This window comes from Halomonas sp. TG39a (genome assembly GCF_000744395.1).
In the GTDB taxonomy this organism is placed as follows: domain Bacteria; phylum Pseudomonadota; class Gammaproteobacteria; order Pseudomonadales; family Halomonadaceae; genus Vreelandella; species Vreelandella ventosae_B.
In genome coordinates this window covers 90,202-111,605 of sequence record NZ_JQLV01000002.1, presented here as the reverse complement: position 1 = coordinate 111,605, position 21,404 = coordinate 90,202, and the positions used below count along the sequence as shown (strand labels likewise).

At 55.5% G+C, this 21,404-nt stretch carries 20 protein-coding genes; 9 read left to right on the top strand and 11 right to left on the bottom strand.

Annotated features, from left to right (window positions below; translation table 11 throughout):
- Positions 1-7 precede the first annotated feature (7 nt).
- Genes U738_RS18615 through U738_RS18605 form a run of 3 tightly spaced genes read right to left on the bottom strand, consistent with a single transcriptional unit; the run spans position 8 to position 4,138 of the window.
- On the bottom strand, positions 8-766 hold the full coding sequence (locus U738_RS18615) for a TlyA family RNA methyltransferase (protein WP_035583975.1): 759 nt from the start codon (positions 764-766) through the stop codon (positions 8-10).
- A gap of 45 nt (positions 767-811) precedes the next feature.
- Entirely contained in the window at positions 812-2,884 is a 2,073-nt protein-coding gene (locus U738_RS18610) for a hypothetical protein (RefSeq protein WP_035583973.1), read from the bottom strand.
- A gap of 30 nt (positions 2,885-2,914) precedes the next feature.
- The gene (locus U738_RS18605; RefSeq protein ID WP_035583971.1) at positions 2,915-4,138 is read right to left on the bottom strand and encodes an ATP-grasp domain-containing protein; all 1,224 of its coding nucleotides are present in this window, start codon (positions 4,136-4,138) and stop codon (positions 2,915-2,917) included.
- Positions 4,139-4,344: 206 nt separating this feature from the next.
- Here U738_RS18605 and U738_RS18600 point away from each other — a divergent pair, with 206 nt between their 5' ends.
- The 3 genes from U738_RS18600 to U738_RS18590 all read left to right on the top strand — a co-directional run bounded on the left by U738_RS18600 (position 4,345) and on the right by U738_RS18590 (position 6,105).
- On the top strand, positions 4,345-4,674 hold the full coding sequence (locus U738_RS18600; RefSeq protein WP_035583969.1) for a DUF1820 family protein: 330 nt from the start codon (positions 4,345-4,347) through the stop codon (positions 4,672-4,674).
- Positions 4,675-4,762: 88 nt separating this feature from the next.
- On the top strand, positions 4,763-5,398 hold the full coding sequence (locus U738_RS18595) for a TIGR04211 family SH3 domain-containing protein (RefSeq protein WP_035583967.1): 636 nt from the start codon (positions 4,763-4,765) through the stop codon (positions 5,396-5,398).
- Between the two features lie 74 nt (positions 5,399-5,472).
- The gene (locus U738_RS18590) at positions 5,473-6,105 is read left to right on the top strand and encodes a hypothetical protein (protein WP_035583966.1); all 633 of its coding nucleotides are present in this window, start codon (positions 5,473-5,475) and stop codon (positions 6,103-6,105) included.
- Between the two features lie 49 nt (positions 6,106-6,154).
- Here U738_RS18590 and U738_RS18585 read toward each other — a convergent pair whose 3' ends face one another.
- The gene (locus U738_RS18585; RefSeq protein WP_035583964.1) at positions 6,155-6,748 is read right to left on the bottom strand and encodes a YajG family lipoprotein; all 594 of its coding nucleotides are present in this window, start codon (positions 6,746-6,748) and stop codon (positions 6,155-6,157) included.
- A 166-nt stretch (positions 6,749-6,914) separates the two neighbouring features.
- Between U738_RS18585 and U738_RS18580 the strand changes: the two genes are divergently transcribed.
- Positions 6,915-7,523 carry an alpha-ketoglutarate-dependent dioxygenase AlkB family protein gene (locus U738_RS18580; RefSeq protein WP_035583963.1) on the top strand — a complete coding sequence of 203 codons (609 nt, stop codon included), beginning with the start codon at positions 6,915-6,917 and terminating at the stop codon, positions 7,521-7,523.
- Positions 7,524-7,627: 104 nt separating this feature from the next.
- Here the strand turns inward: U738_RS18580 and U738_RS18575 are convergent, their stop codons facing one another.
- The 4 genes from U738_RS18575 to cysP are packed head-to-tail and all read right to left on the bottom strand — an operon-like array spanning position 7,628 to position 11,437.
- Entirely contained in the window at positions 7,628-8,722 is a 1,095-nt protein-coding gene (locus U738_RS18575; RefSeq protein ID WP_035583962.1) for a sulfate/molybdate ABC transporter ATP-binding protein, read from the bottom strand.
- Entirely contained in the window at positions 8,719-9,546 is an 828-nt protein-coding gene (cysW, locus tag U738_RS18570) for a sulfate ABC transporter permease subunit CysW (protein WP_035583960.1), read from the bottom strand. The genes U738_RS18575 and cysW overlap by 4 nt, the downstream gene beginning before the upstream one ends.
- A complete protein-coding gene (cysT, locus tag U738_RS18565; protein WP_035583959.1) occupies positions 9,546-10,400 on the bottom strand; it encodes a sulfate ABC transporter permease subunit CysT in 855 nt (284 codons plus the stop codon). Before cysT ends, cysW begins: the two co-directional genes overlap by 1 nt.
- Before the next feature lie 26 nt (positions 10,401-10,426).
- The gene (gene cysP, locus U738_RS18560) at positions 10,427-11,437 is read right to left on the bottom strand and encodes a thiosulfate ABC transporter substrate-binding protein CysP (RefSeq protein WP_035583957.1); all 1,011 of its coding nucleotides are present in this window, start codon (positions 11,435-11,437) and stop codon (positions 10,427-10,429) included.
- Between the two features lie 209 nt (positions 11,438-11,646).
- On the opposite strand from cysP, the gene rpe reads away from it, so the two are divergent.
- Entirely contained in the window at positions 11,647-12,339 is a 693-nt protein-coding gene (gene rpe, locus U738_RS18555; RefSeq protein WP_035583955.1) for a ribulose-phosphate 3-epimerase, read from the top strand.
- A 13-nt stretch (positions 12,340-12,352) separates the two neighbouring features.
- Here the strand turns inward: rpe and U738_RS18550 are convergent, their stop codons facing one another.
- Entirely contained in the window at positions 12,353-13,651 is a 1,299-nt protein-coding gene (locus tag U738_RS18550; protein WP_035583953.1) for an NAD(P)/FAD-dependent oxidoreductase, read from the bottom strand.
- A 119-nt stretch (positions 13,652-13,770) separates the two neighbouring features.
- On the opposite strand from U738_RS18550, the gene U738_RS18545 reads away from it, so the two are divergent.
- Positions 13,771-14,484: a phosphoglycolate phosphatase gene (locus U738_RS18545; protein WP_035583951.1), complete on the top strand. Its 714-nt coding sequence runs from the start codon at positions 13,771-13,773 to the stop codon at positions 14,482-14,484.
- Here U738_RS18545 and U738_RS18540 read toward each other — a convergent pair.
- Positions 14,461-15,381 (bottom strand): metal ABC transporter substrate-binding protein, encoded by a 921-nt coding sequence (locus U738_RS18540; RefSeq protein ID WP_035583950.1) that lies wholly within the window; start codon positions 15,379-15,381, stop codon positions 14,461-14,463. The genes U738_RS18545 and U738_RS18540 overlap by 24 nt on opposite strands.
- Positions 15,382-15,724: 343 nt before the next feature.
- On the opposite strand from U738_RS18540, the gene U738_RS18535 reads away from it, so the two are divergent.
- Genes U738_RS18535 through trpC form a run of 3 tightly spaced genes read left to right on the top strand, consistent with a single transcriptional unit; the run spans position 15,725 to position 18,246 of the window.
- Positions 15,725-16,345: an anthranilate synthase component II gene (locus tag U738_RS18535; protein WP_050713352.1), complete on the top strand. Its 621-nt coding sequence runs from the start codon at positions 15,725-15,727 to the stop codon at positions 16,343-16,345.
- Positions 16,346-16,382: 37 nt separating this feature from the next.
- Positions 16,383-17,402 carry an anthranilate phosphoribosyltransferase gene (trpD, locus tag U738_RS18530; protein ID WP_035583948.1) on the top strand — a complete coding sequence of 340 codons (1,020 nt, stop codon included), beginning with the start codon at positions 16,383-16,385 and terminating at the stop codon, positions 17,400-17,402.
- A gap of 40 nt (positions 17,403-17,442) precedes the next feature.
- Entirely contained in the window at positions 17,443-18,246 is an 804-nt protein-coding gene (gene trpC, locus U738_RS18525; protein WP_035583946.1) for an indole-3-glycerol phosphate synthase TrpC, read from the top strand.
- A gap of 10 nt (positions 18,247-18,256) precedes the next feature.
- On the opposite strand, the gene U738_RS18520 is transcribed toward trpC, so the two are convergent.
- Positions 18,257-21,397 (bottom strand): efflux RND transporter permease subunit, encoded by a 3,141-nt coding sequence (locus U738_RS18520; protein ID WP_035583944.1) that lies wholly within the window; start codon positions 21,395-21,397, stop codon positions 18,257-18,259.
- Positions 21,398-21,404 lie beyond the last annotated feature (7 nt).

Genomic DNA, 21,404 nt, shown 5'->3' with positions numbered 1-21,404 from the left:
CTCTTTTTTAAACCTCTTTTACAGCGTGCAGGAGAAACTCTCGATTGCCGTCACCGCCGGTAATCGGGCTCTCCTGCCAGTGGCGAATGGTGAGTCCGCAGGCGTCGCAGGTGCTGCGAATGTTGGTTTCCACCTCTGCAAAGCGCTTAGCGTCGCGAACCACACCACGTTTATCCAGGGCGCCGGGGGTTAGCTCAAACTGCGGTTTAACCAGTGAAATCAACTGCCCCTCAGGTGGTAGCAGGGCGGCAATTTCGGGCAAAATCAGCGTTTGAGATATAAATGAAACGTCCATAATGGCGCTATCAATGGGCTGAACGGAAAGCACGCTACTGAGTGCTTCACTGCTACTCATTGAACGTGCATTTAACCCTTCCAGGCAGGTGACGCGTGGGTCGCCGCGCAGCTCAGGTGCAAGCTGTCCATGGCCAACTTCTACGCCAATCACGTGGCGGGCGCCAAAACGCAGCGCGCAGTCGGTGAAGCCGCCGGTTGATTGGCCAATATCGAGCACGCTGCAACCGTCAAACCGCAACTCAAGCGCAGTGAGCACCGCCTCTAACTTCAATCCTGCCCGGGAGACATAGCGCTCTTCGGGATCATCTTCTACTTCAAAACGGGTCTCTTCGGGCCATTTCTCGGACGCTTTGATTAACGGCTTGCCACTATCGGCAAGCCGTATCCGCCCGTGACGAATAAGTCTTTGGGCGCGGGTACGCGAGTTGGCCAGCCCCTGGCTGACCAACAGTTGATCGAGTCGCATCATAGTGGTTGAAAGTGTCGTGGTTGAAAGTATCGCTCAGCGTACCTGTTACCCTTCGTCTGGGGGCGTATCCGGTAGCGGTGATTGGGGAAGGGTTGAATTGGAGCCCTGATCCGCTTGCAGCTCAGTCGGTGGTAAGCGAGAAGCGCCCCAGCTACGGTGCAAGTAGTGTTTAACATTTTCCACCTCTTCGCTGGTGACATCGGCTATGTCAACGCGCTCTAGAGGATCGTAGTGATAGATATACAGCCGCGATGCAAAACGATCGAAAGGCAGTGAGGCCTCACCAAAGCGTTCACCATTGCCTGATGTGCTGACTATGACGTCATCGCCCCAATCCTGCCCACTGTCATTGTTAGGGTTGTAGAAGTACACCCGCATAACATCAGAAGGGTCGAGGGAGGCTCGCAAAATAGTAATTGCGTGCCAACCGATAAAACGCGCTGCGCTGTCGGTGACCGCAATGCCCGCGGGTTGGGGATGAATCAGCGGCTGATTGCCATTGTAATAGGGGTGATAGTAGGCGAAGAAGTGGCGTATAAAGTCATCCACATCGCTTAGTTGGCCAGTGGCCACGTCGACGTTGATGCGGAAACCGCGGCCTGACCACCAGCCGTGAAATTCAGGATTCACCCAGCGGTGGGGATCACCTTCCCGGCCAATGCAGCGTCGACCCATTTCGGCATAAATGCGATCCAGATGCGGCACTACAATCAGCGAAACCGGATCAAGATCGATGGGCAGCTGGGTTGCCACACCAGAGAGACTCGCCATGGATGAGATGGCTTGCCCCTCGAAATGCATAATGATTTCGTCGTCGCGGGCTGCCCAAGCCACCATCTGCAGCAGATAGTCTGGGTCGTTATACGCCCACATGGAGAGCGCTCGGGCTGACTGGCAGGTGGGGTTGTTGCCCTGGCCAACGCCGAGTGGCAGTCCCAGCATGCAGAGCACGCCTTCAATTAAGCGTGCGCGTGGAGAAACAGTGTCGCCATAAGCCATGGATAGCCGCGACTGCGCCCACTCCGAGAGCGGCAGGTTCAGTTGACGCCACATCGCGGGTGCCACTGGCGGCTGATAGAGAATACCGCGCTCCAGCATCAGCGCGAGGCCATACACTGCTTGTGCCGTGGCAGGGTAAACGCCGCCACGTATCAGCGCTTGAACCAGCTCGCGATAGCAGAGTAGGCAGTCACGGCCGGTAGATGAAAGCCCCAGCGCCTCGGAGAGTAAGTGGTCACCCTCTTCAAGTAGATGACGCAACAGCACGGCGTGATAGGGCGATACCAGACCGGTGTCATGCATCGCCCGGGCGAAGCCGGTGGATTCAGCCTGCAGGGCAGCCTGATCCATATGTTCTAACCGGTCACGATAAATATCCACGCCGGGGTCTTCGCGACAGGCTTGGGTGGGCCCGTAAAGCGAGCTGACCAGACGGTCAGCTCCCTGGCCACTCGCGCCAAGATCAATCGCTGGGTTAGCCTGACACAGCGCGATTTGGGTGATCATCTGTTTGATCGAATCAACCTGAATCGGGCGTTGTTTTAAGATGCGCCAAATCTCATCAATCAGTTGATCAACAATATGTTCGTAGCCAATGCGATCGGCGAGATGTTGGAAGAGATGGCGAGGGATGGTCGCCAGTCGCCCTTGGGTTTCCCGCTCGGCTTCGCTAGGCGGTAAAAACAGCAGCCATAAATTAATCGCCATTACCTGAGTAAGGTAGTGGTGGGCATGCTCTGCGGAAACCAGCGGATGCTCAAAATTGCCTTTAGCGACAGCCAGGAGTCGAAGCTCGCTTAAGGCCTCAATGACGACCACATTGGCATCTGCGCTTTTCAACGCGAAGGTTGTTAGGGTCGGCACCAAGTATTGAGGTGTTTCCCAATCGGAGCCCAAAAACACACCAGCGTCCTCAAACGCTTGGGCGCGGGACTCCAGTGCTTCACAGCCGCCATCCTGAAGCAGTACACGTCGCGCGGTATCCATCACCCGCGGCAGCTTGGCGGGCTTTGAGAAGGCGGGCGCCTGCGTAAGCAGACGCACGGCGTCATCAAAGTTGCTCAACAGTCCATTGAGCTTGCTATCTTCTTGAGAAGACGTTACTTGATCTGTCTCCACGGTGACTCCTTATCCCAGCATCAGCGGGGATTATACATAGAAGTCGAGATCTTCTTGGCGTTTTAGCAGATCGCGAATCGTATGCGCATCCTCGCCTTTAAAGTAGATCAGACCCCAATGGGTACCAAACGCGGTGCGCTTAGTAACGGTTTCTTCTACTGGTGAGGTTAGTTCATGAGACTCAAAATAGGGATGATCTTCGGTCTCTTCGGGAATTTCCAAGCGGCTGACCACACGACGGCGGGGGTAAACGCCAAAGCAACCGGCAAAACCATCGGCATCAACCACTTCTTTCGGGAAGAATTTGGCCACTTCTTCTTTAGTGGTTTTCGGGTCAAACACCAGCATTGAAGCTTGATAAGCATTAAAGCCGTAAACACGTTCGAGCAGTTCAAATACTTTGAAGCCGGGCGGACGGTAAGCTACTTCGCCAAAGTACATCTCACCATCGCTGGTGACAAAGTATTCTGGGTGGATCAAGCCAAACTCAATATCAAAGGCTTTAATCAGTTTCTCGATTTGCTGAGTGATCTGTTCGCGGTAAATCTCAAGTTCAGGTGAGGCGGGCACAAACACCGAGTAACCCAGCGTCACGTATTCGGAGATGTTCAAGAAGGCAATTTTGCCATCGTGAATCCACGCTTCAACGGCAAATTCCCAACCATCCAGGTGCGACTCCATCAACACCGGGAACTCTTCCTCCGGGATGGTATCGACTTCATCTGGGGTACGAATAACGCGGTGGCCAAGGCAGCCCGCTTTATCAAACGCTTTAAGGTGAATCGGGTCGTTGGGGTCGCCGTCCAGTTTGAGCAGCGTCTGGTTAACCCGCTTCAGAAAGCGTACCACGTCTTCTTTATCGTGGGCTTCTTCAAAAATACCCACGCGGATACCGCCTAGCTGGGCACGGCGCTTCATCAATGCTTTATCGCGCAACAGCAGCGACTGGCCGTAAAGGCGTGGGTTATCCAGTAGCACAGAGTTGATGGCCCCGGCCCACTCAACGGTCTCTTCGTATAGTGGGATGGCGACATCAACGCCTTTCTCTTTCAGTGTCTCGGCAATTTCCATCGAGCGGTCATTGAGTCGCTCGAAATTCCAAGGCACGTAGGGAATATCATGTTTTTGGCAATACTCTTCCGCCCAATCAGGTGCAACGACAATGTAGCGACGGTCAAAATTTTCGGCCGCTTCAATCGCATTGAGACTCCAGCCTAGCAGGGCAATATAGCCCTTATTGGGATCTTTCTGCATGTTGATGACTCCTACTTGGTGAATAAATATTATTGCCAAACCACGCTCACCACCATACACGAGGGGGGCATGCGCGGCTAATGAGCGCATTGTCCGTCGCATTAACGCTAAGCTTGCTAAGGGTTTAGCCTAAAGGCGTGGCGGCAGGAATATGCTAAGCTAGGCGGTCCAACTTAATGTACGAATGGCAAGAGGATTAGGCCAAGATGGCGGCCAAGCCGATCTACCGTGTGGTGGTTCACCAGCAGGGTGAAATTTGGGATTTATACGTCCGAGAGATCTTTCAAAGCGAACTCTGGGGCTTTATTGAAGTCGAGGAGTTTGTCTTTGAAGATGCTTCACGGGTAGTGGTCGACCCTGCGACTGAAAAATTGCAACGAACCTTCGATGGCGTGAAGCGTAGCTACCTGCCATTAAATGCTATTGTGCGCATTGATGAAGTAGAGCGCGAAGGGCCATTGAAGGCGGTCAAAACCGATGCCCGGGTAGCGGAGTTCCCCCGTCCCTTTCCGTTGCCCCCGCGCGGAGAAGGGTAAGCGTATGAGACAAGCGCACCGCTAAGTTAGGCGATAAGCGCTGCTGGCTTCGTCCGCCTTGCAGCGTTTTTAATTAGGACATGATGTCATGCTAGTAAATAGAACTCGTTATCGAAATTACGCCGCTGCGGCTGGTCTTTTACTTACTGTTACCAGCTTCAATGCCACCGCCCAGTCCGCTAACCAAGCGTGGGTGACCGATGAGTTGAGCACCTATGTGCGCAGCGGTCCAACCGATGGGTACCGCATCATCGGTACGCTTAACGCAGGTGAGCAGGTGGAGGTGCTGGAAACCAGCGGTGACTATACCCGTGTGCGCAACAGCGAGGGTAATGCCGTTTGGGTATTGAGCAATGAGCTTCAGCAAACCCCCAGTGCGGTTGAGCAGCTACCCGCGTTAGAAGCTCAGGTAGAGGAACTTACCGCCGAGCTTGAGGGTATCAATGAAACCTGGGAACAGCGTACGGCCTCAATGACGGAAACGCTCGAAGTTCGCGAACGCCGTATTGCCGAGCTTGAGGCGAGTAACCAGGAATTGGATAGTCAGGCAGAACAGTCACGCCAGCAGGTAAGAGGGCTGCAGGCCCGCTTGGAGACTCAAGAAGAAGACTTGCTGATGCGCTACTTTATGTACGGCGGCGGTGTCGCTGGCGCGGGCTTGCTGGTGGGGTTGATTGTGCCGCACCTGCCACGTCGGCGTAAAAAGCGTGACCGTTGGTTCTAAAAGCGCGATAAGCCCTATTCGCGGATGCATCCCTAATCTGTGGTTAGCGCAAGCGACGACAAGGTGGCTAGACAATGAGCGATCAATGGCGCAAGCGCTGGCAAGAAGGGCGTATTGGCTTTCACTTGCAGCAAGCGCACCCGGCATTGTTGCGCCATTGGGCGTCGCTTGGCGTTGCAAATCGCACCAAGGTGCTGGTGCCGCTGTGCGGTAAAAGCCTGGATATGCGCTGGTTGGCGGATGAAGGGTATCCCGTTTTGGGGATTGAGTTTGCCCCTGAGGCCATTGAGCAGTTTTTGGCCCAGCGCAGCACGGCCGTATCCCGTTACCGTCAGGCAGGGTTTACGATTTCTCGCCAGGGCAGCGTGGAATTATGGTGCGGGGACTTTTTTCACCTGCATATACAACAAGCCGCTGAGATAGGGGCGTTTTATGATCGCGCCTCGCTGATAGCGCTGCCACCTGCTACAAGGCAGCGCTATGCGTTTCACCTTGCTCAGCTGGTGCCGCCTGGTGCCAAGGGGTTGCTGATTAGTTTGTCGCATCCTGATGGCAGTGCTGGGCCGCCTTATAGCGTGCCCAAAAGTGAAATCGAAAGCCTGTTCACCCCCAACTTCACGCTAACCTTTCTGGAAGAGGGCAGCCCTGATGAGCGTGGCCGAACGGAAAGCGTGTGGGCACTGGAACGACGCGGGCCGCGGCTCTAGAAGTAAAGAGGCGCAGCCCGTGTCAAAGGTGTTTCTATAGAGGTGTGTCTTAGCGTGCGAGCAAATTGCCCAGTTCTGGATCGCTAAAAGCACGGTTCATGCCATCGCTAAGTAGATCGCTCAGCATGCGCGTATTGCTGTCGGCATCGGGCTTCAGGGCGTAGCCCTGAGTACGGCGTGAGGTGTAGGTGCCGGTATAGGTGGTGCCCTTGTTTTGAGCGATAGCGCGGAAAACACCTTCAAGACGTGCTTCATCGACCAGCGGCTGGCCGCTGTCGCCACGGGCGTAGTTCAGGCTGGCAAGTTCTAGCGTTAAGCTTGGGCGGCCCTCGGCCTGCTCGGTGGTAGGGCTAAAGCCCATATCCCGCACGGCGCGCTCAGCCTCTTCCTGCAGACGTGGGATTAGCTCGTGGCTGCTAACGGTAATATGTGCCGTCGACATGCCGCCGCCAGCACGATTGCCGATAATGTCGCTCTCGCGGCCATCCTGGGCAATGACCGTGACCTGCTGGCCTGAGCCCACTTGCGGCACCTGCGCACTGCGCTCGGGACTGAGCTGTAAGTATTGGGGGCTGGCGCAACCAGCAAGCCATGCACTGGCAAGCAGCACACCTGAAATCCGTAAAAAGTGACGCCGAAGCATGGTCTTCCTCCGCTATGGCTAAAACACCAGTATAACGCGGGTAGCGCTGTGGCGGTATGTTCTAGCGGTGTGGGGTTTCCAACGAAGGTTAAGTTTCGCTTGTGGCTGCCAACTTTCCAATAACCTAGGCATGCCATAACGCACTGGGCACTAACGAGGTCTTGGTATGGATCTGTTTGAAAACGATGGCATGAAGTTGGTTAATCTGCTTCCACAGGATGGCGAGGCTTATTACCACGGTAAAATCTTAGTAGCTGAGATCGCGGATATGTATTTGGATCAGTGCATTAACGAATTGCATTGGGAGCATGACCGAGCATTTATTTATGGCAAAGAGATTGTCACCAAACGGAAAATTGCCTGGTACGCGGATGAGCCGGTCGACTATACCTACTCGGGGTATACCAAGAGGGCGTTGGTATGGCCGGACTGTCTACGCGAGATTAAACAACGGGTGGAGAGCCATTGCGGAGAGGTGTTTAATTCATGCCTGGGCAATTTTTATAGCTCAGGCGAGGAGGGCATGAGTTGGCACAGTGATGCCGAGAAAGACCTTGTTGAGAATGGGGTCATCGGGGCGTTGAGTTTAGGTGGGGAGAGGAAGTTCTCGTTTAAACATAGACACACAGGGGAGAGCGTTTCGCTTACTTTAGGGCACGGTAGCTTGCTGGTTATGAAAGGCAGCACGCAAAAAAATTGGTTACACAGCCTGCCCAAAACCAAGAAAGTTGTTGAGCCGCGGGTGAGCTTAACCTTTAGGCAAATGCGCTTTTGAGCGAATCCTATTAAAGCCCCGACAACGTTAGCTGCTGGGGCTTTAAGTGCTAAGGTTTTTAAGTACTGAAGTTATTAAATGCTGGGGATTTAAGAACGTTCTTCCTAAGCGACGCGGGTTTGTTCTGCCGCTTTCGCTTCTATCTTAGGGAAACGACGCCAGTGGCGCGGATGAGCGAATAAGCGCTGCCCACGTTGTAGCGCCAGGTGTTCAAAGTCCGTATGGCGCACGGTGGCCAGCCACGGCTGGGCCAGCCAATCAGCCTCTAGCTCCACGCGTACTTCGGCACCCACTGGCGAGATCGCCGTGATGGTGACCGGTAGGTGGCTTTCAGCGGTGGGCTGTTCGGTTAGGCGTACTTCATGAGGGCGCAGCAATAGCTCTTGATGACCATCGGGCAGATCAGCGTGCCAGTAGGCGTCACCGCAGGTCAGAACACCGTTGCTTACGTTGCCTTCAAGATGATTTACATCGCCCAGAAACTCAAACACAAAGCGGTTTTTGGGTGTGCGGTAGAGCTCATCGGGAGTGTCAATCTGCTCAATGCGGCCATTGCTCATTACCACCACGCGGTCAGATAACTCCAGCGCCTCTTCCTGATCGTGGGTGACAAACACACTGGTAAAGTTGAGTTCGTCGTGGAGATGGCGCAGCCAGCGGCGAAGCTCCTGACGTACCTTGGCATCGAGTGCGCCAAACGGCTCGTCCAACAGCAGTACTTCCGGCTCTACGGCTAATGCGCGGGCCAGCGAGACCCGCTGCTGCTGGCCGCCTGAAAGCTGGGCAGGGTAACGATTGGCAAGGTGCTCCAGCTTGACCATTTCCAGCAGCCTAAATACCCGGGCACGGATCTCGCCACTGCTGGGGCGGCGCTTGCGGGATAGAACGGTCAACCCAAAGGCCACGTTGTCGTAAACACTCATATGGCGGAACAGCGCGTAGTGCTGGAACACGAAGCCGATACGCCGGTCGCGCACATGCACGTTGGTAACATCGCGGTCGCCGAACAGAATCTTACCCGGTTGATTAGAGCGGTCAGCATTTTCCAAACCGGCGATAATCCGCAGCAGGGTGGTTTTGCCCGACCCCGAAGGGCCGAGTAGACCAACCAGCTCGCCCTCGTGAATATCCAGGTTGATCGGCTCTAGCGCCTGGGTATTGCCGAAGTGCTTAGCGATGTTATGTAAATGAATGCTCATGCAAATGCCTCCCGGCGCGCTGCGCGCCATTCCAGCCCGGCCTTGGCGGCGAGCGTCAGTAGGGCAATCAATGCGAGTAGGGCCGCGCAGGCAAATGCCCCCACGGCGTTATAATCCTGATAAAGCTGCTCAAGGTGCAGTGGTAGCGTATTGGTCTTGCCGCGAATAGCGCCGGAGACCACCGATACAGCACCAAACTCCCCCACCGCACGGGCGTTGGTAAGAATCACGCCATACAGTAGTGCCCAGCGAATGTTGGGCAGCGTGACGCGACGAAAAGTTGTCCAGCCGGATGCGCCCAGAACCACGGCGGCTTCCTCTTCACGGGAACCCTGCGCCTGCATCAGCGGAATCAGCTCCCGGGCGATAAAGGGGCAGGTGACAAAAATGGTCACCATTAGAATGCCCGGCCAGGAGAACATCAGCTGGATATCGTAGCTATCCAGCCATCCGCCGATCCAGCCGTTGCGACCATATAGCAAAAGATAAATAAGGCCAGCAACAACGGGCGATACCGCAAAGGGAATATCGATAAGCGTTTGCAGAATGCGTCGGCCAGGAAAACTGAAGCGCGTGACCAGCCATGCCAGAGCAACGCCGAATACCAGGCACACGGGGATGGTTAACAGCGCAATCATCAGCGTTAAGCCAATCGCAAGCAGGGTAAAGGTATCACTGACGTTGGCCCAGAAAACCATAACGCCCTGTGAGAACGCCTGGGCAAAAATGGCAACTAACGGCAGCAGCAAGAACAGCGCCGACAGCACCAGAGCGATACCGATCAATAGGCGCCGGATAAGCGGCGCATCACCAATTCGACGCATTACCCCTTACCTCCATGCAGGCGGCGCACAAAGCGGCCCTGCCAAATATTAATCGCCAGTAGCAGTGCAAGCGATACGAACAATACCACTGAGGCAATTGCCGATGCCCCGGCATAGTCATACTCCTGCAGCTTGACGAAAATCATCAGCGCGGTGATTTCCGTTTCGTAAGGCATATTGCCAGCGATAAAGATAATCGCGCCGAACTCGCCCAGCGAACGCACAAACGCAAGCCCAGTACCGGTCACCAAGGCGGGCCAGATATGCGGCAGGATGACACGGCGAAATGCCACACCGTCGGTAGCACCCAGCGACATGGCGGCTTCGTCGACTTCGGTAGGCAAGTCCTCTAACACCGGCTGCACCGTACGCACGACAAATGGAATACTGGTAAACGCCATGGCCAGCGCAATGCCCACCCAGGTGTAAGCGACTTGAAAGCCCAGCGGCTCCAGCAATCCACCCATCCAGCCGCTGCTGGCGTAAAGCGTTGCCAGCGTAATGCCTGCCACGGCGGTGGGCAGCGCGAAAGGTAGATCCATCAGCGCGTCGAGCAGTCGTTTACCGGGAAATTCATAGCGCACCAATACCCAAGCTAGTAACAGCCCAAAGATGGCGTTAATGATGGCTGCCACTGCCGCTGCGCCGATGGTGACCATGTAGCTGGCGACGACGCGACCTTCGGTGATGATTGCCCAGTACTCGGCAAGGCTAAGCCCCGCTAACTGGCCAAACAGGCCGGTAATCGGCAGCAGCAGTACCAGCGAAATAAATAGCACGCTGATGCCCATAGAAAGGCCAAAACCCGGCAGCACGCGTGTGCTGCCGGATCGCCAGGAGGCAAGTTGACTCATAGTTCAGGCTGGCTCATAGGTGAATATTAGCGACGCTGTAACTGGTCGAGAAGGGCGCCACCCTCAAAGTGGGTCTCCATGGCCTCGTCCCAGCTGCCGAACACATCATCAACTTCAAGCAGTTCGGTTTCCGGGAATTGATCGGCAAACTCTTCAACCACGGCTTCGTTATGCACCCGGTAGTTGAAGCCCGCGAGCAGGCGCTGAGTCTCTTCGGTATAGAGGTACTCAAGATAGCTCTGGGCCAAATCGCTGTTACCGTTGCGCTCGGCGTTTTCACCGACGACCGCCACCGGGAATTCGGCCAGGATGCTCACGGGGGGCACGATCACTTCGTAATCGTCGCTGCCGTATTCGCTGCGGATGTTGTTCACTTCCGACTCAAAGCTAATCAGCACATCGCCAATTTCACGCTCGATAAAACTAGTGGTCGCCCCACGGCCGCCGGTATCAAATACCGCTACGTTGGCCAAGAAGGTGCGCATAAACTCTTCGATTTGCTCTTCATCGCCATCAAATTCGTTTTCGGCAAAGCCCCAAGCCGCTAAGTAGGTGTAGCGACCATTGCCCGAGGTTTTGGGGTTAGGGAACACCATTTCCACGTCTTCATTAACCAAGTCGTCCCAGCTTTCGATGCCTTTAGGGTTGCCTTTACGCACTAAGAACGCGGTAGTGGAGTAATAGGGCGAAGCGTTGTTCTCAAACGCATCCTGCCAATCTTCGGCCACCAGCCCGGCCTCGGCAAGTACCTGCACGTCGGTCACCTGGTTGAAGGTCACCACATCGGCACGCAGGCCCTGCAAAATTGCGCGCGCTTGGGCAGAGGAGCCGCCGTGGGACTGGCTGATCTCAATCTCTTCGCCGTGCTCTTCCTGCCACCAGGCTTGAAACTCAGGATTAATCGCCGCAAACAGCTCGCGAGCGATATCGTAGGACGAATTAAGCAGTTCACGCTCCTGGGCAGCGGCAGGGCTGCTCACCGTGACGCCTAAGGCAAGCGCAATCAGGCTGCGGCGGAAAATAGTCGGCAGTGTCATAAACTAGCTCCTTCAAAAGTGTAAGCGCGTCTTATCGCAATATGGGCAAGGTTAAATCTATCAATGTGGAATTACAATCATGTTTTATATTCTATTTGAGAATATGAGTGTGCGCAGATGCCCAATGCAAAGTCGTGTAGGTGATGGGGCTTAGTGGGTGGCTCTGGTAACATAGAAGGCTCATTCCCCTGTTAATTTAGGAACGTGCTATGACCGCTGCGCAGGACTTTTTGATTGCCCCCTCTATTCTTTCCGCTAACTTTGCGCGGCTTGGCGAGGAAGTAGATAACGTGCTGGCGGCTGGCGCGGATGTGGTGCACTTCGATGTCATGGACAATCACTATGTGCCCAACCTCACCATTGGCCCTATGGTATGCAAAGCGTTGCGCCAGCACGGGGTGACGGCACCGATTGACGTCCACCTAATGGTCAAGCCGGTAGACCGCATGATCAGTGACTTTATTGAGGCGGGTGCCAGCTACATTACGTTTCACCCGGAAGCCTCTGAGCACGTTGATCGCTCATTGCAGTTAATTCGTGATGGCGGTTGTCAGGCAGGCTTAGTGTTTAACCCGGCCACGCCGCTCTCCTATCTCGACTACGTGATGGATAAAGTCGATATGGTGCTGCTGATGAGCGTTAACCCTGGCTTTGGCGGTCAGTCCTTTATCCCTGGCACGTTAAACAAACTACGCGAGGCGCGGGCGCGCATTGATGCCTCAGGACGTCCGATTCGTCTGGAGATCGACGGTGGGGTGAAAGTGGATAATATCGGCGAGATCGCCGCCGCGGGCGCTGACACCTTTGTGGCCGGATCTGCTATCTTTAGCGCTCACCAAGCCAGCGACCCGCACGGCTATGACACCGTGATCAAGCAGATGCGTGCTGCGCTGGCCAAGTAAACGTCAGTGTTGTTTAGTGAAGCTTCATGCGCGGCTTTAAGTAGCGATTCAGCTTATCGACCAGCCACGCTAGCCCCGTCTTCGGCGCCCCATGAATAGAGAGCTGGTGCATGCGGTAGAGCGATGCATAGGCTTGGCGAGCCAGCCAGCCCTCTAAAAATAGCCCCTTGGAGGCGGAACTACGCATTAAATTGCCCACTGCATCGTATCGGGCTAACGATACTAGCGAGCCGTGATCGCGGTAGCGGAAATCGGCGAGCGGTTTGCCTTCCAGTTGATTAACGATATTTTTGGCGAGCAGCTTGGCCTGCTGATGAGCCGCCTGGGCGCGAGGCGGCACCGTGCCACTTTCCCCCATTGGGCAACTGGCGCAATCGCCTAAGGCAAAAATCTTCTCATCATCGACACTCTGCAGAGTGCTGTTGACTTCAATTTGGTTTTTCTTATTCGTCGTAAGGCCTAGTTCCGCCAAAAACGGGGGTGCTTTGATCCCCGCTGCCCAGACGTTAATGTCGGTCTTAATCACTTCATCATCACCAGTGACCAACTGATACGCTTGCGCTTCTTTCACGGCGGTATCGGTGTGAACCGTCACGCCCATCTCTTCAAGTTCTGTTTTAACCGTTTGACTGACCCGTTCCGAAAGCCCCGGCAGCAAACGCGGGGCTGCTTCTAGCAAGTGCACACTGATTTGCTGGTTATCCAGCGCCGTCACGCCATAGGCATTGAGCATGCGCGAAGCGTCAAACAATTCGGCGGCAAGCTCTACTCCCGTGGCGCCACCCCCCACAATCCCAATGGTCAACTGAGTATGCTGACGCAGGTTGGGATCGGTATAGCGCAGAAAGGTATTGATCATATCGCGCTGGAACGCCTTGGCCTGCTGGGGCGAGTCAATAAAGTGGCAGTGCTCCGCAACGCCGGGTGTGCCGAAATCGTTGGAGACGCTGCCTATGGCCATGACCAGATAGTCATAGGTAAGCTCCCTGGCGGGTAGCACTTCTTGACCGTCCTCATCATTGATAGGCGCGAGTTGCAGTGTCCGCTGCTCGCGATTTATGCCGGTCAGCGAGCCACGCTGGTAGCGATAGAAGTGAGCAGAGGAGTGCCCGCGAAGATCCACCTCGTCCATGCTCGAATTCAGCACGCCAGTGGCCAGTTCGTGGAGCAGCGGTTTCCAGACATGGGTGGTATTGCGATCCAGCAGCACAATTTCTGCGCGTTTGCGCTTACCTAAGGTACGGCCTAATCGCGTGGCAAGGGCTAAGCCGCCCGCACCGCCGCCAACAATCACGATTCTGGGAGTGGGCATATCACTACCTCCTTAACTAAATTAGCCCTAGCATAGAAGGTTCTCGCGCTTCTGACTAATGCGATCCTTTGTTTTAAGCAGGTAAACTGGTTTTCAAATCCACATGGGAATAGAGAGCATTGAAAGTACATCCAATCCACTACTCAGAACTACATTCAGTGCTACAGGGGAAGCGGCTGCTTGCCTTCGACTTGGACGGCACTCTGATCGACTCAGTGCCCGACCTTGCAGTCGCAGTGGCGCGCACGTTAAGCGAGCTGGCGTTGCCCATGCCGGGTGAAACAGAGGTGCGGGGCTGGGTTGGCAATGGCGCGCCGGTATTAGTCGAAAGAGCCCTGACCTGGGCGCGAAAAGCAGCGCCCGACCCCGTGCTTCAGCAGCGCGCCTATGAGGCATTTATGCGCCACTATGGCGCGGCATCCAATACCCTGACGACGCTGTACCCTGGGGTTAAGCAGGCACTTCAGGCACTGTATCAACACGGCCTAACGTTGGTGCTGATCACCAATAAGCCCGAGCGCTTTATTGAACCGCTGCTAACACACTTCGAGCTGTTGGACTATTTTACCCTCTTGATTGGCGGCGATTCGCTGGCCGAAAAAAAGCCCCACCCTCTGCCGCTGCTGCACGCTGCTCAACACTGCCAAATAGCGCCAGATGAGTGTGTGATGATCGGCGATTCACGTCACGATATGGCGGCTGGTAAGGCGGCGGGCTTTACCACCCTCGGGTTGCCCTACGGCTATAATCATGGGGAGCCGATCGACAACAGTCACCCTGATCTAGTGCTGAGTTCGTTAACCGAACTGCTACTCGGCCGTCGCGCCCCCTAGAGCGGTATGCATCACTTCAGCATTATGTTGCAGCATCGCTGAGTAGTTGGCCGCCGGGCCATCTGCACCGCTCAGCGAGTCGACATACAGCGGGCCTGCTAGGGGAAGCGAGGCCTCCCGTGATAGGGCGTCCATATGAATACTGGGCGTGGTGCTTTCAAAAAACAGCGCTGGCGGGCGAGGGCGGTTATTAGCCAGATATTCGCTCATCTTGGCCATTGCCTCGGCACTGCCCTGGGTCTCGTGATTAACGCCCCACACTCCCAGGGTTTCAAAGGCGTAGGCGCGGGCGAAATAGCCAAAACCAGCTTCACTGGTCATTAAGGTTCGGTTGGTTTGTGGAATCCCATCAAGCCGCTCTTTCACTGTTTGGTTAAGCGTGCTCAGTGCCTTGCGTGCCTCTTCAGCCCGAGCATAAAAGGCATCGGCCTGGTCGGGTAAATGCTCAGCTAGCGTCTCGGCAATTACATCGATGTAGGCGGCAGCCCCCTCGGGATCCATCCACATATGTGGGTCTAACTCGCCTTTATACTGCCCTGTTGAGATCATTAGCGGTGAATAGTCGGCCTTTTCCGCCACCTCTACTAGGGTCAGCTGGTCGTGGGACATCGCTTCAACATGGCGTATCCACGGCTCCAGCCCCAGCCCGTTATAAAACACAATATGGGTCTCTTCTAACGCCAGTACATTGGGCGGGGTTAACTCCCAGCGATGAACATCTTCTCCTCGTGGAACAATGACGTTGACGCTAACCGTGTCGCCGGCCACCCGTTTGACCAACTCCTCCATGACTGAGAAAGAGGCAATAACGCGTAGCGTTGTGCTGGCATAGGCTGGCGCAGCACTTATCAGCGCGGCAAATAAGAGCGTACACACCCAGGTAACCCGCTTTGACATTCCACGCTCCTAACTGGCTGAAAAACTACTACAAAAACGATCACAAACACTATGACAAAAATGATCACAAAAGACGGCAGATAATAAAGACTGCGCTGGCCTGTTGCCAGTTCCAATGCAACGTTAGGCCAAAACAGATATTGCCCAAGGAGGGATTCACCCTCGGGAAAAGTGCCACTATGCTGAACACTACTATACATATAAGCATAGCTTGCCTTATGAATTGCCGAACGGTTTCTTCGTGGTGGTACTTAACCCCTGCAAGGGAGTGCTCGGTTGCGGTATCATCATCGCTTAGCGGTTTCATCTGTGACCGAAATGACGCAATGGAGTAAGTGGGGCGATGGCGCAAGCTCAGTCGGTGCTAAATCAGGCAGCGCAGAAAGTGCTCATGATCGACAACTACGACAGCTTTACGTTTAACATTGTCCAGTACCTGGGCGAGCTGGGCGCGGAAGTGATCACTTATCTTAATGACCACATTACCATTGAGCGGATCGAAGCGCTGGCGCCGACGCACTTAATGGTGTCGCCAGGACCCTGCACGCCCAATGAAGCAGGAATCTCCATGGCTGCCATTGAGTATTTCGCTGGCAAGCTGCCTATTCTAGGCGTCTGCCTGGGGCATCAGGCGATTGGCCAAGTGTATGGTGGCAAGGTAGTGCACGCCCCGCAGGTGATGCACGGTAAAACCTCGGCTGTACTGCATGCTAACCAAGGCGTGTTCGAAGGGCTGGATAATCCTGTTGAGGTTACCCGCTATCACTCCCTGGTGGTCGATAAGGCAAGCTTGCCCGACTGTTTGGAAGTCACTGCCTGGACAGGTGATGACGACGTGACCCCCGGTTTAGTCATGGGATTTCGTCACCGCGAGCTGGATATTGAAGGGGTGCAGTTTCACCCTGAGTCGATTCTTACCCGCCAAGGCCATGAGCTGTTGGCCAACTTTTTAAAACGCGGCTGATGGCCGGTTTCACACGCTTTTAGGGGCCCCTCTGCTCATGCAAATGCGAGACGCGATTAATGCGGTGATGCGCCGCGAAGACCTCTCTTTCGATGCCATGCACGCCTTGATGCGCCAAATCATGACCGGCGATGCGTCTGACGCGCAAATTGGTGGCCTGCTGGTCGGTTTAGCCATGAAGGGCGAAAGCGCGGTAGAGATCAGCGCCGCCGCGCAGGTAATGCGCGAGCTGATGAAGCGCGTAGAACTGCAGGCCGAAAACGTTGTAGACATCGTCGGCACCGGTGGCGATGGTGCGAACCTGTTTAACGTTTCCACCGCCGCCAGTTTTGTCGCCGCCGCCGCCGGTGCCCATGTGGCCAAGCACGGTAACCGCAGCGTTTCATCATCGTCGGGCAGTGCTGATCTGTTTGATGTAGCGGGTATTTACCTGGATCTTAAGCCTGACCAGGTGGCGCGCTGTATTGAGCAGGTGGGCGTAGGCTTTATGTTCGCCCCCAACCACCACCCGGCGATGCGCTATGCCATCGGCCCCCGCCGTGAAATGGGCGTGCGCACGCTGTTTAATATTTTGGGCCCGTTGACCAACCCGGCGGGCGCTCCCAACCAAGTGCTGGGCGTTTACGCGCCGGAGCTGGTGCCGCTGATGGCGGAAGTGCTGAAAACCCTCGGCAGCCGCCACGTGATGGTGGTGCACTCAGAGGATGGCCTGGATGAGATTTCCCTGGCTAGTCCCACCTTGGTGGCTGAACTCAAAGAGGGTGAGATTACCCAGTACACCATTACACCCGAAGCGTTAGGCATAGAGCGCCAGAGCCTGGCAACGCTGAAAGCTAATAGTGCGGAAGATAGCCTGCGCTTGGTTAAAGCCGCGCTTTCCGGTGAGGGAGCCGCGGCCGATATGGTCGCGCTAAATGCCGGGGCCGCGCTCTACTGTGCGGGCGTCGCGGATACGTTAAAAGAGGGTGTGATGGTGGCCCAGGACGCCCAAGCCTCCAAACTGCCGCTTGAGAAGCTTAAAGAGCTTTCGCACTTCACCAGCGTTTTTAAGCAGTAGGCTCATAAACAAGATAAGTGTTAAACCAAAAGAGATCACCATGACTCAACAGGCAACGCCGACTATTTTAACGCGCATTCTGGCCCGTAAGGATCAGGAGGTGGCTGAGCGCCGTCAGGCAGTTTCGGAAGCTGATCTGCTCGCCCTCGGGGAGAAGCAGAGCGCCCCGCGTGGTTTTATCGAAGCCCTCAACGCGCGCATTGCAGCGGGTGATCCGGCGATTATTGCGGAGGTGAAAAAAGCGTCGCCCTCGAAGGGGGTAATTCGCGAAGAGTTTCATCCTTCGGATATTGCCAAAAGCTATGCCCAGGGCGGTGCGGCTTGTTTGTCGGTACTCACCGACGCGGACTTTTTTCAGGGCCACGAAGACTATCTGATTGCCGCACGGGATGTGTGTTCGCTGCCGGTGATTCGCAAAGACTTTATCACCCACGGCTATCAGGTCAGTGAAGCGCGGGCGATCGGTGCGGACTGTATTCTGCTGATCGTGGCTGCGCTTGACGATGCCCAGCTACGCGACCTGAACCAGCAGGCTATTCAGTTGGGAATGGATGTACTGGTTGAGGTTCACGATGCGGACGAGCTAGAGCGCGCTTTAGCGCTGGATTTAAAGCTGGTAGGTATCAATAACCGTAACCTGCACACCTTTGACACCAGTCTTAATACCACCCTTGATCTGCTGCCACGTATTCCCGAAGGCGTCACGGTGATTACCGAATCCGGCATTCATACCCGTGATGACGTTGAGCTGATGCGCGACCATAACGTCAATGGTTTTCTGGTTGGCGAAGCCTTTATGCGTGAAAGCGATCCCGGATTGGCGCTTAAGCGGCTGTTTTTTTAACCCGCAGCTTTTAGTTCGCCTTTTTGGTTTTCCAACTGAGCACGGCAACCGTAAGGGCGGGCAGAAAAGTAACGGTGACGATGGCCGTGCCGAGCAGCCCGAACAGCACAATGGCGCCGACGCCGCGGTAAAGCTCGGTGCCTTCCCCCGGTAAAAACACCAGCGGTGAAAGGCCACACAGGGTAGTGAGGGTGGTCATGGCGATAGGCCGCAAACGGCTCTCAACCGCCTGTTGAACGGCCTCACGAACGCCCATAGATGCCGTGCGTAGATTCTCCCTTGCCTGATGAACCACCAGTATTGGGTTGTTGACCACCGTGCCCATCAGTATCAAAAAGCCCAGCATGGTGATCATATCAAACGGCTGGCTAATGGCGTTCAAGCCTATTTTTGGCAGTTGGGCGCCTACAGTATTCATCAGCCAGAGCCCGACAATCCCGCCTGCGGCACCCAATGGAATGGTAGCGAGAATCAGCAGTGGATAGCCCCAATGGGCGAAAATCGCCACCAATAAAAGATACACAATCGCCAGCGCAATCAGTGCATTGCCGGTCAGCGCCTGCCGGGTAGCGTCTAACTGATCCCCGGCACCGCTCACCGTGACATTAATGTTAGCGGGTAGCGCGCCTTCATCGCTTAAGTAGTCGATCACCTCCCGCTGCATCCGCTCGATACCCGCTTCCAACGCCACGCTGCGCGGAGGAATAACATCCAGGGTGACGCTGCGGCGACCATCTACTCGCCGTAATGTGGCGGTTCCCACCGTTTCCCGTATGTCAGCGAGGGTGTTGAGCGGAACGTTAATTCCCGACGGGGTGTGAATCGGCAGCGTGGCGAGGGCATCCAGGTTGATATCTCCTGCTTCGGGGCCGTAGCCGTAAAGATCGATTTTTTCGTCGTCGAGGTAAAAGTCATCTAGGTAGGCGCCGTTGGTAAGTACCGCCACGGTGGTACCCAGCTCGCCGGTATCCATGCCGACTTCGGCGGCGCGCTCCCAGTCAGGGTAAATCTCAATCAGCGGCTGACCAAGATCCAAGGCAGAGGGCCGCGACTGAATGCGCGGGTTGTCGAAAACCGTCTGGGCGCGCTGGTAAATCGCATTGGCGGTGGTGTAAAGCTGGTTTAAATCATTGCCAGCAATATCCAGCGTTATGCTGCGCGTACCGCCATCGTTGCTGGAGATAATTGAGCCACGGGCGGCAAAAGCGCGCATGTCTGGATATCTTTCAAAGCGTTGGGTGAGGGCGTCCATCAAGGCTTCGATATGGGTGGGGTCAATGGTTTCAGCAATAATCCGCAAACTCTGGGCTTCAGCCTGAATGCCCATGGTGCGAATCGGCGGAACATCGGTATCGCCACGCTCAAAATTTTCAGGGTCGGCGCCTACATGGGGTTCAAGCTCACGCTGCAGGGTTTGGGCAATGGCATCCATGGTAGCCAGATTGTAACTCGCCGGGGCATTCATACTGGCAAAGGTCTTGGCCTCTTCGCCTTCCGGCAGGTACTCCGCTGGGGGTGTTAGCCAAACAAAAATGCCGATACCTCCCACAACGCCCAGCACGATGGCAAGAAAGCGCCGTGAAGCCGTGCGGATCATGCCATCAACCACCCATAAACAGCTGCGTACCCATCGTGGTGATGAGGTTGATGCGCTCTCTTTGCCGCGAAAATCGATATGCGCACCCAGGGTGGGGATCACGGTAATTGCCACTACCATCGAGACAATAATCGAGGTTGAGATGGCCACCGCAATATCGGAGTAGAGCTGACCGGCTTCCTGCTGAATAAAGAAGATCGGCACAAAGACTAAAATAGTCGTGAGGGTTGAGGCCAGAACTGCGGGCCATACTTGCTTAACGCCCTCCAAAGCGGCTTCAAAACGCGCGAGCCCACGGCGGCGCTGGGTCTCGATGCTCTCCAGTACCACGATGGTGTTATCAATGGTCATGCCAATGGCGAAAGCGACACCCGCCAGTGAAATAACGTTGAGCGTGCGGCCTGCCAGCAGCAGGCCTAGAAAGGCAGCGATGGTGCAGATGGGAATGCCGATCACACCAGCAAAAGTGGCTCGGGCTGAGCGTAGAAAAGCGTACATCACTAGGGTGGCAAACAGCGCACCCAGGCCCAGGTTGACCCACACATTGGCAATTGACGACTCCACGTAGCGCACATCGTCGCTGGAGAGCGTCATGCGCATACCCTGCTCAGCCAGCAGGCCTTCGTTTAGCGCGTCGACTTCTTCCAGCATGGCGCGCTTGATATCGATGACATTGGCGCCTGGCTCCCGGCGAACCTGCACGCTAAGCACCGGATCCCCCGCTGAGTTGTAGGCTCTGGAAGTGAGCTCAGCATAGGATTGGCGCACTTCAGCCACATCGCTTAGCCGGGTGACTGCGTCACCTTCGCGGGCTAGAATCAGCGCTTCAAGGCTTTCGACATCTTCGAAACGCCCCACGGTACGCAGCAGATAACGACGCTTGCCGCTCTCTAAATTACCGCCAGAGACATCCTGGTTGCGGGCCTGCAGGGCTGCCTGTATATCGCTAATGCTCAACTCGCGGGCGGCCAGTGCCTCGGGATTAATCAACAACTGCATTTGCCGCTCTGCGCCCCCGGAAACCGTGACTTCCGAGACGCCCGCAACGCTCTCCAGGCGCGGGCGGACGTTATCTTCCAGGTAATCGCGCATGGCCGGCATATCGAGCTGGCGCGGGTTGCCTTCCCGTGGGCCAACGTTAAAGTACATAAAGGCGTTAGCGGAAAAAGAGTTAGCGACAATGCGCGGCTGGTCGACGTTGTTGGGATAGGAGGGCACTTGGCTAAGCGCGTTGTTAACCCGAATCAAGGTTTCGGTGAGATCAACGCCGAAGGGGAACTCCAGTTCTATCTCGGCGCTACCGCTGCTGGCGGTAGACTCCATGCGCTGCAGGTTGGGCACATTGCGCAGGAACTCCTCCTGCTCAATCAAGATGTCCTTCTCGATATCTTGCGGTGTCGCACCCGGCCACTGGGTCTCGATGCCCACTACGCGGGTTTCCAGGTCGGGGATCATCTGTACGGGTATGCGCCAGATAGCAGCGATACCCAGAATCAACAGGATTAGCGTGATCACGCTAACCAAGATGCCGTGACGGATAATAGCGGCAAACATAGCTGAG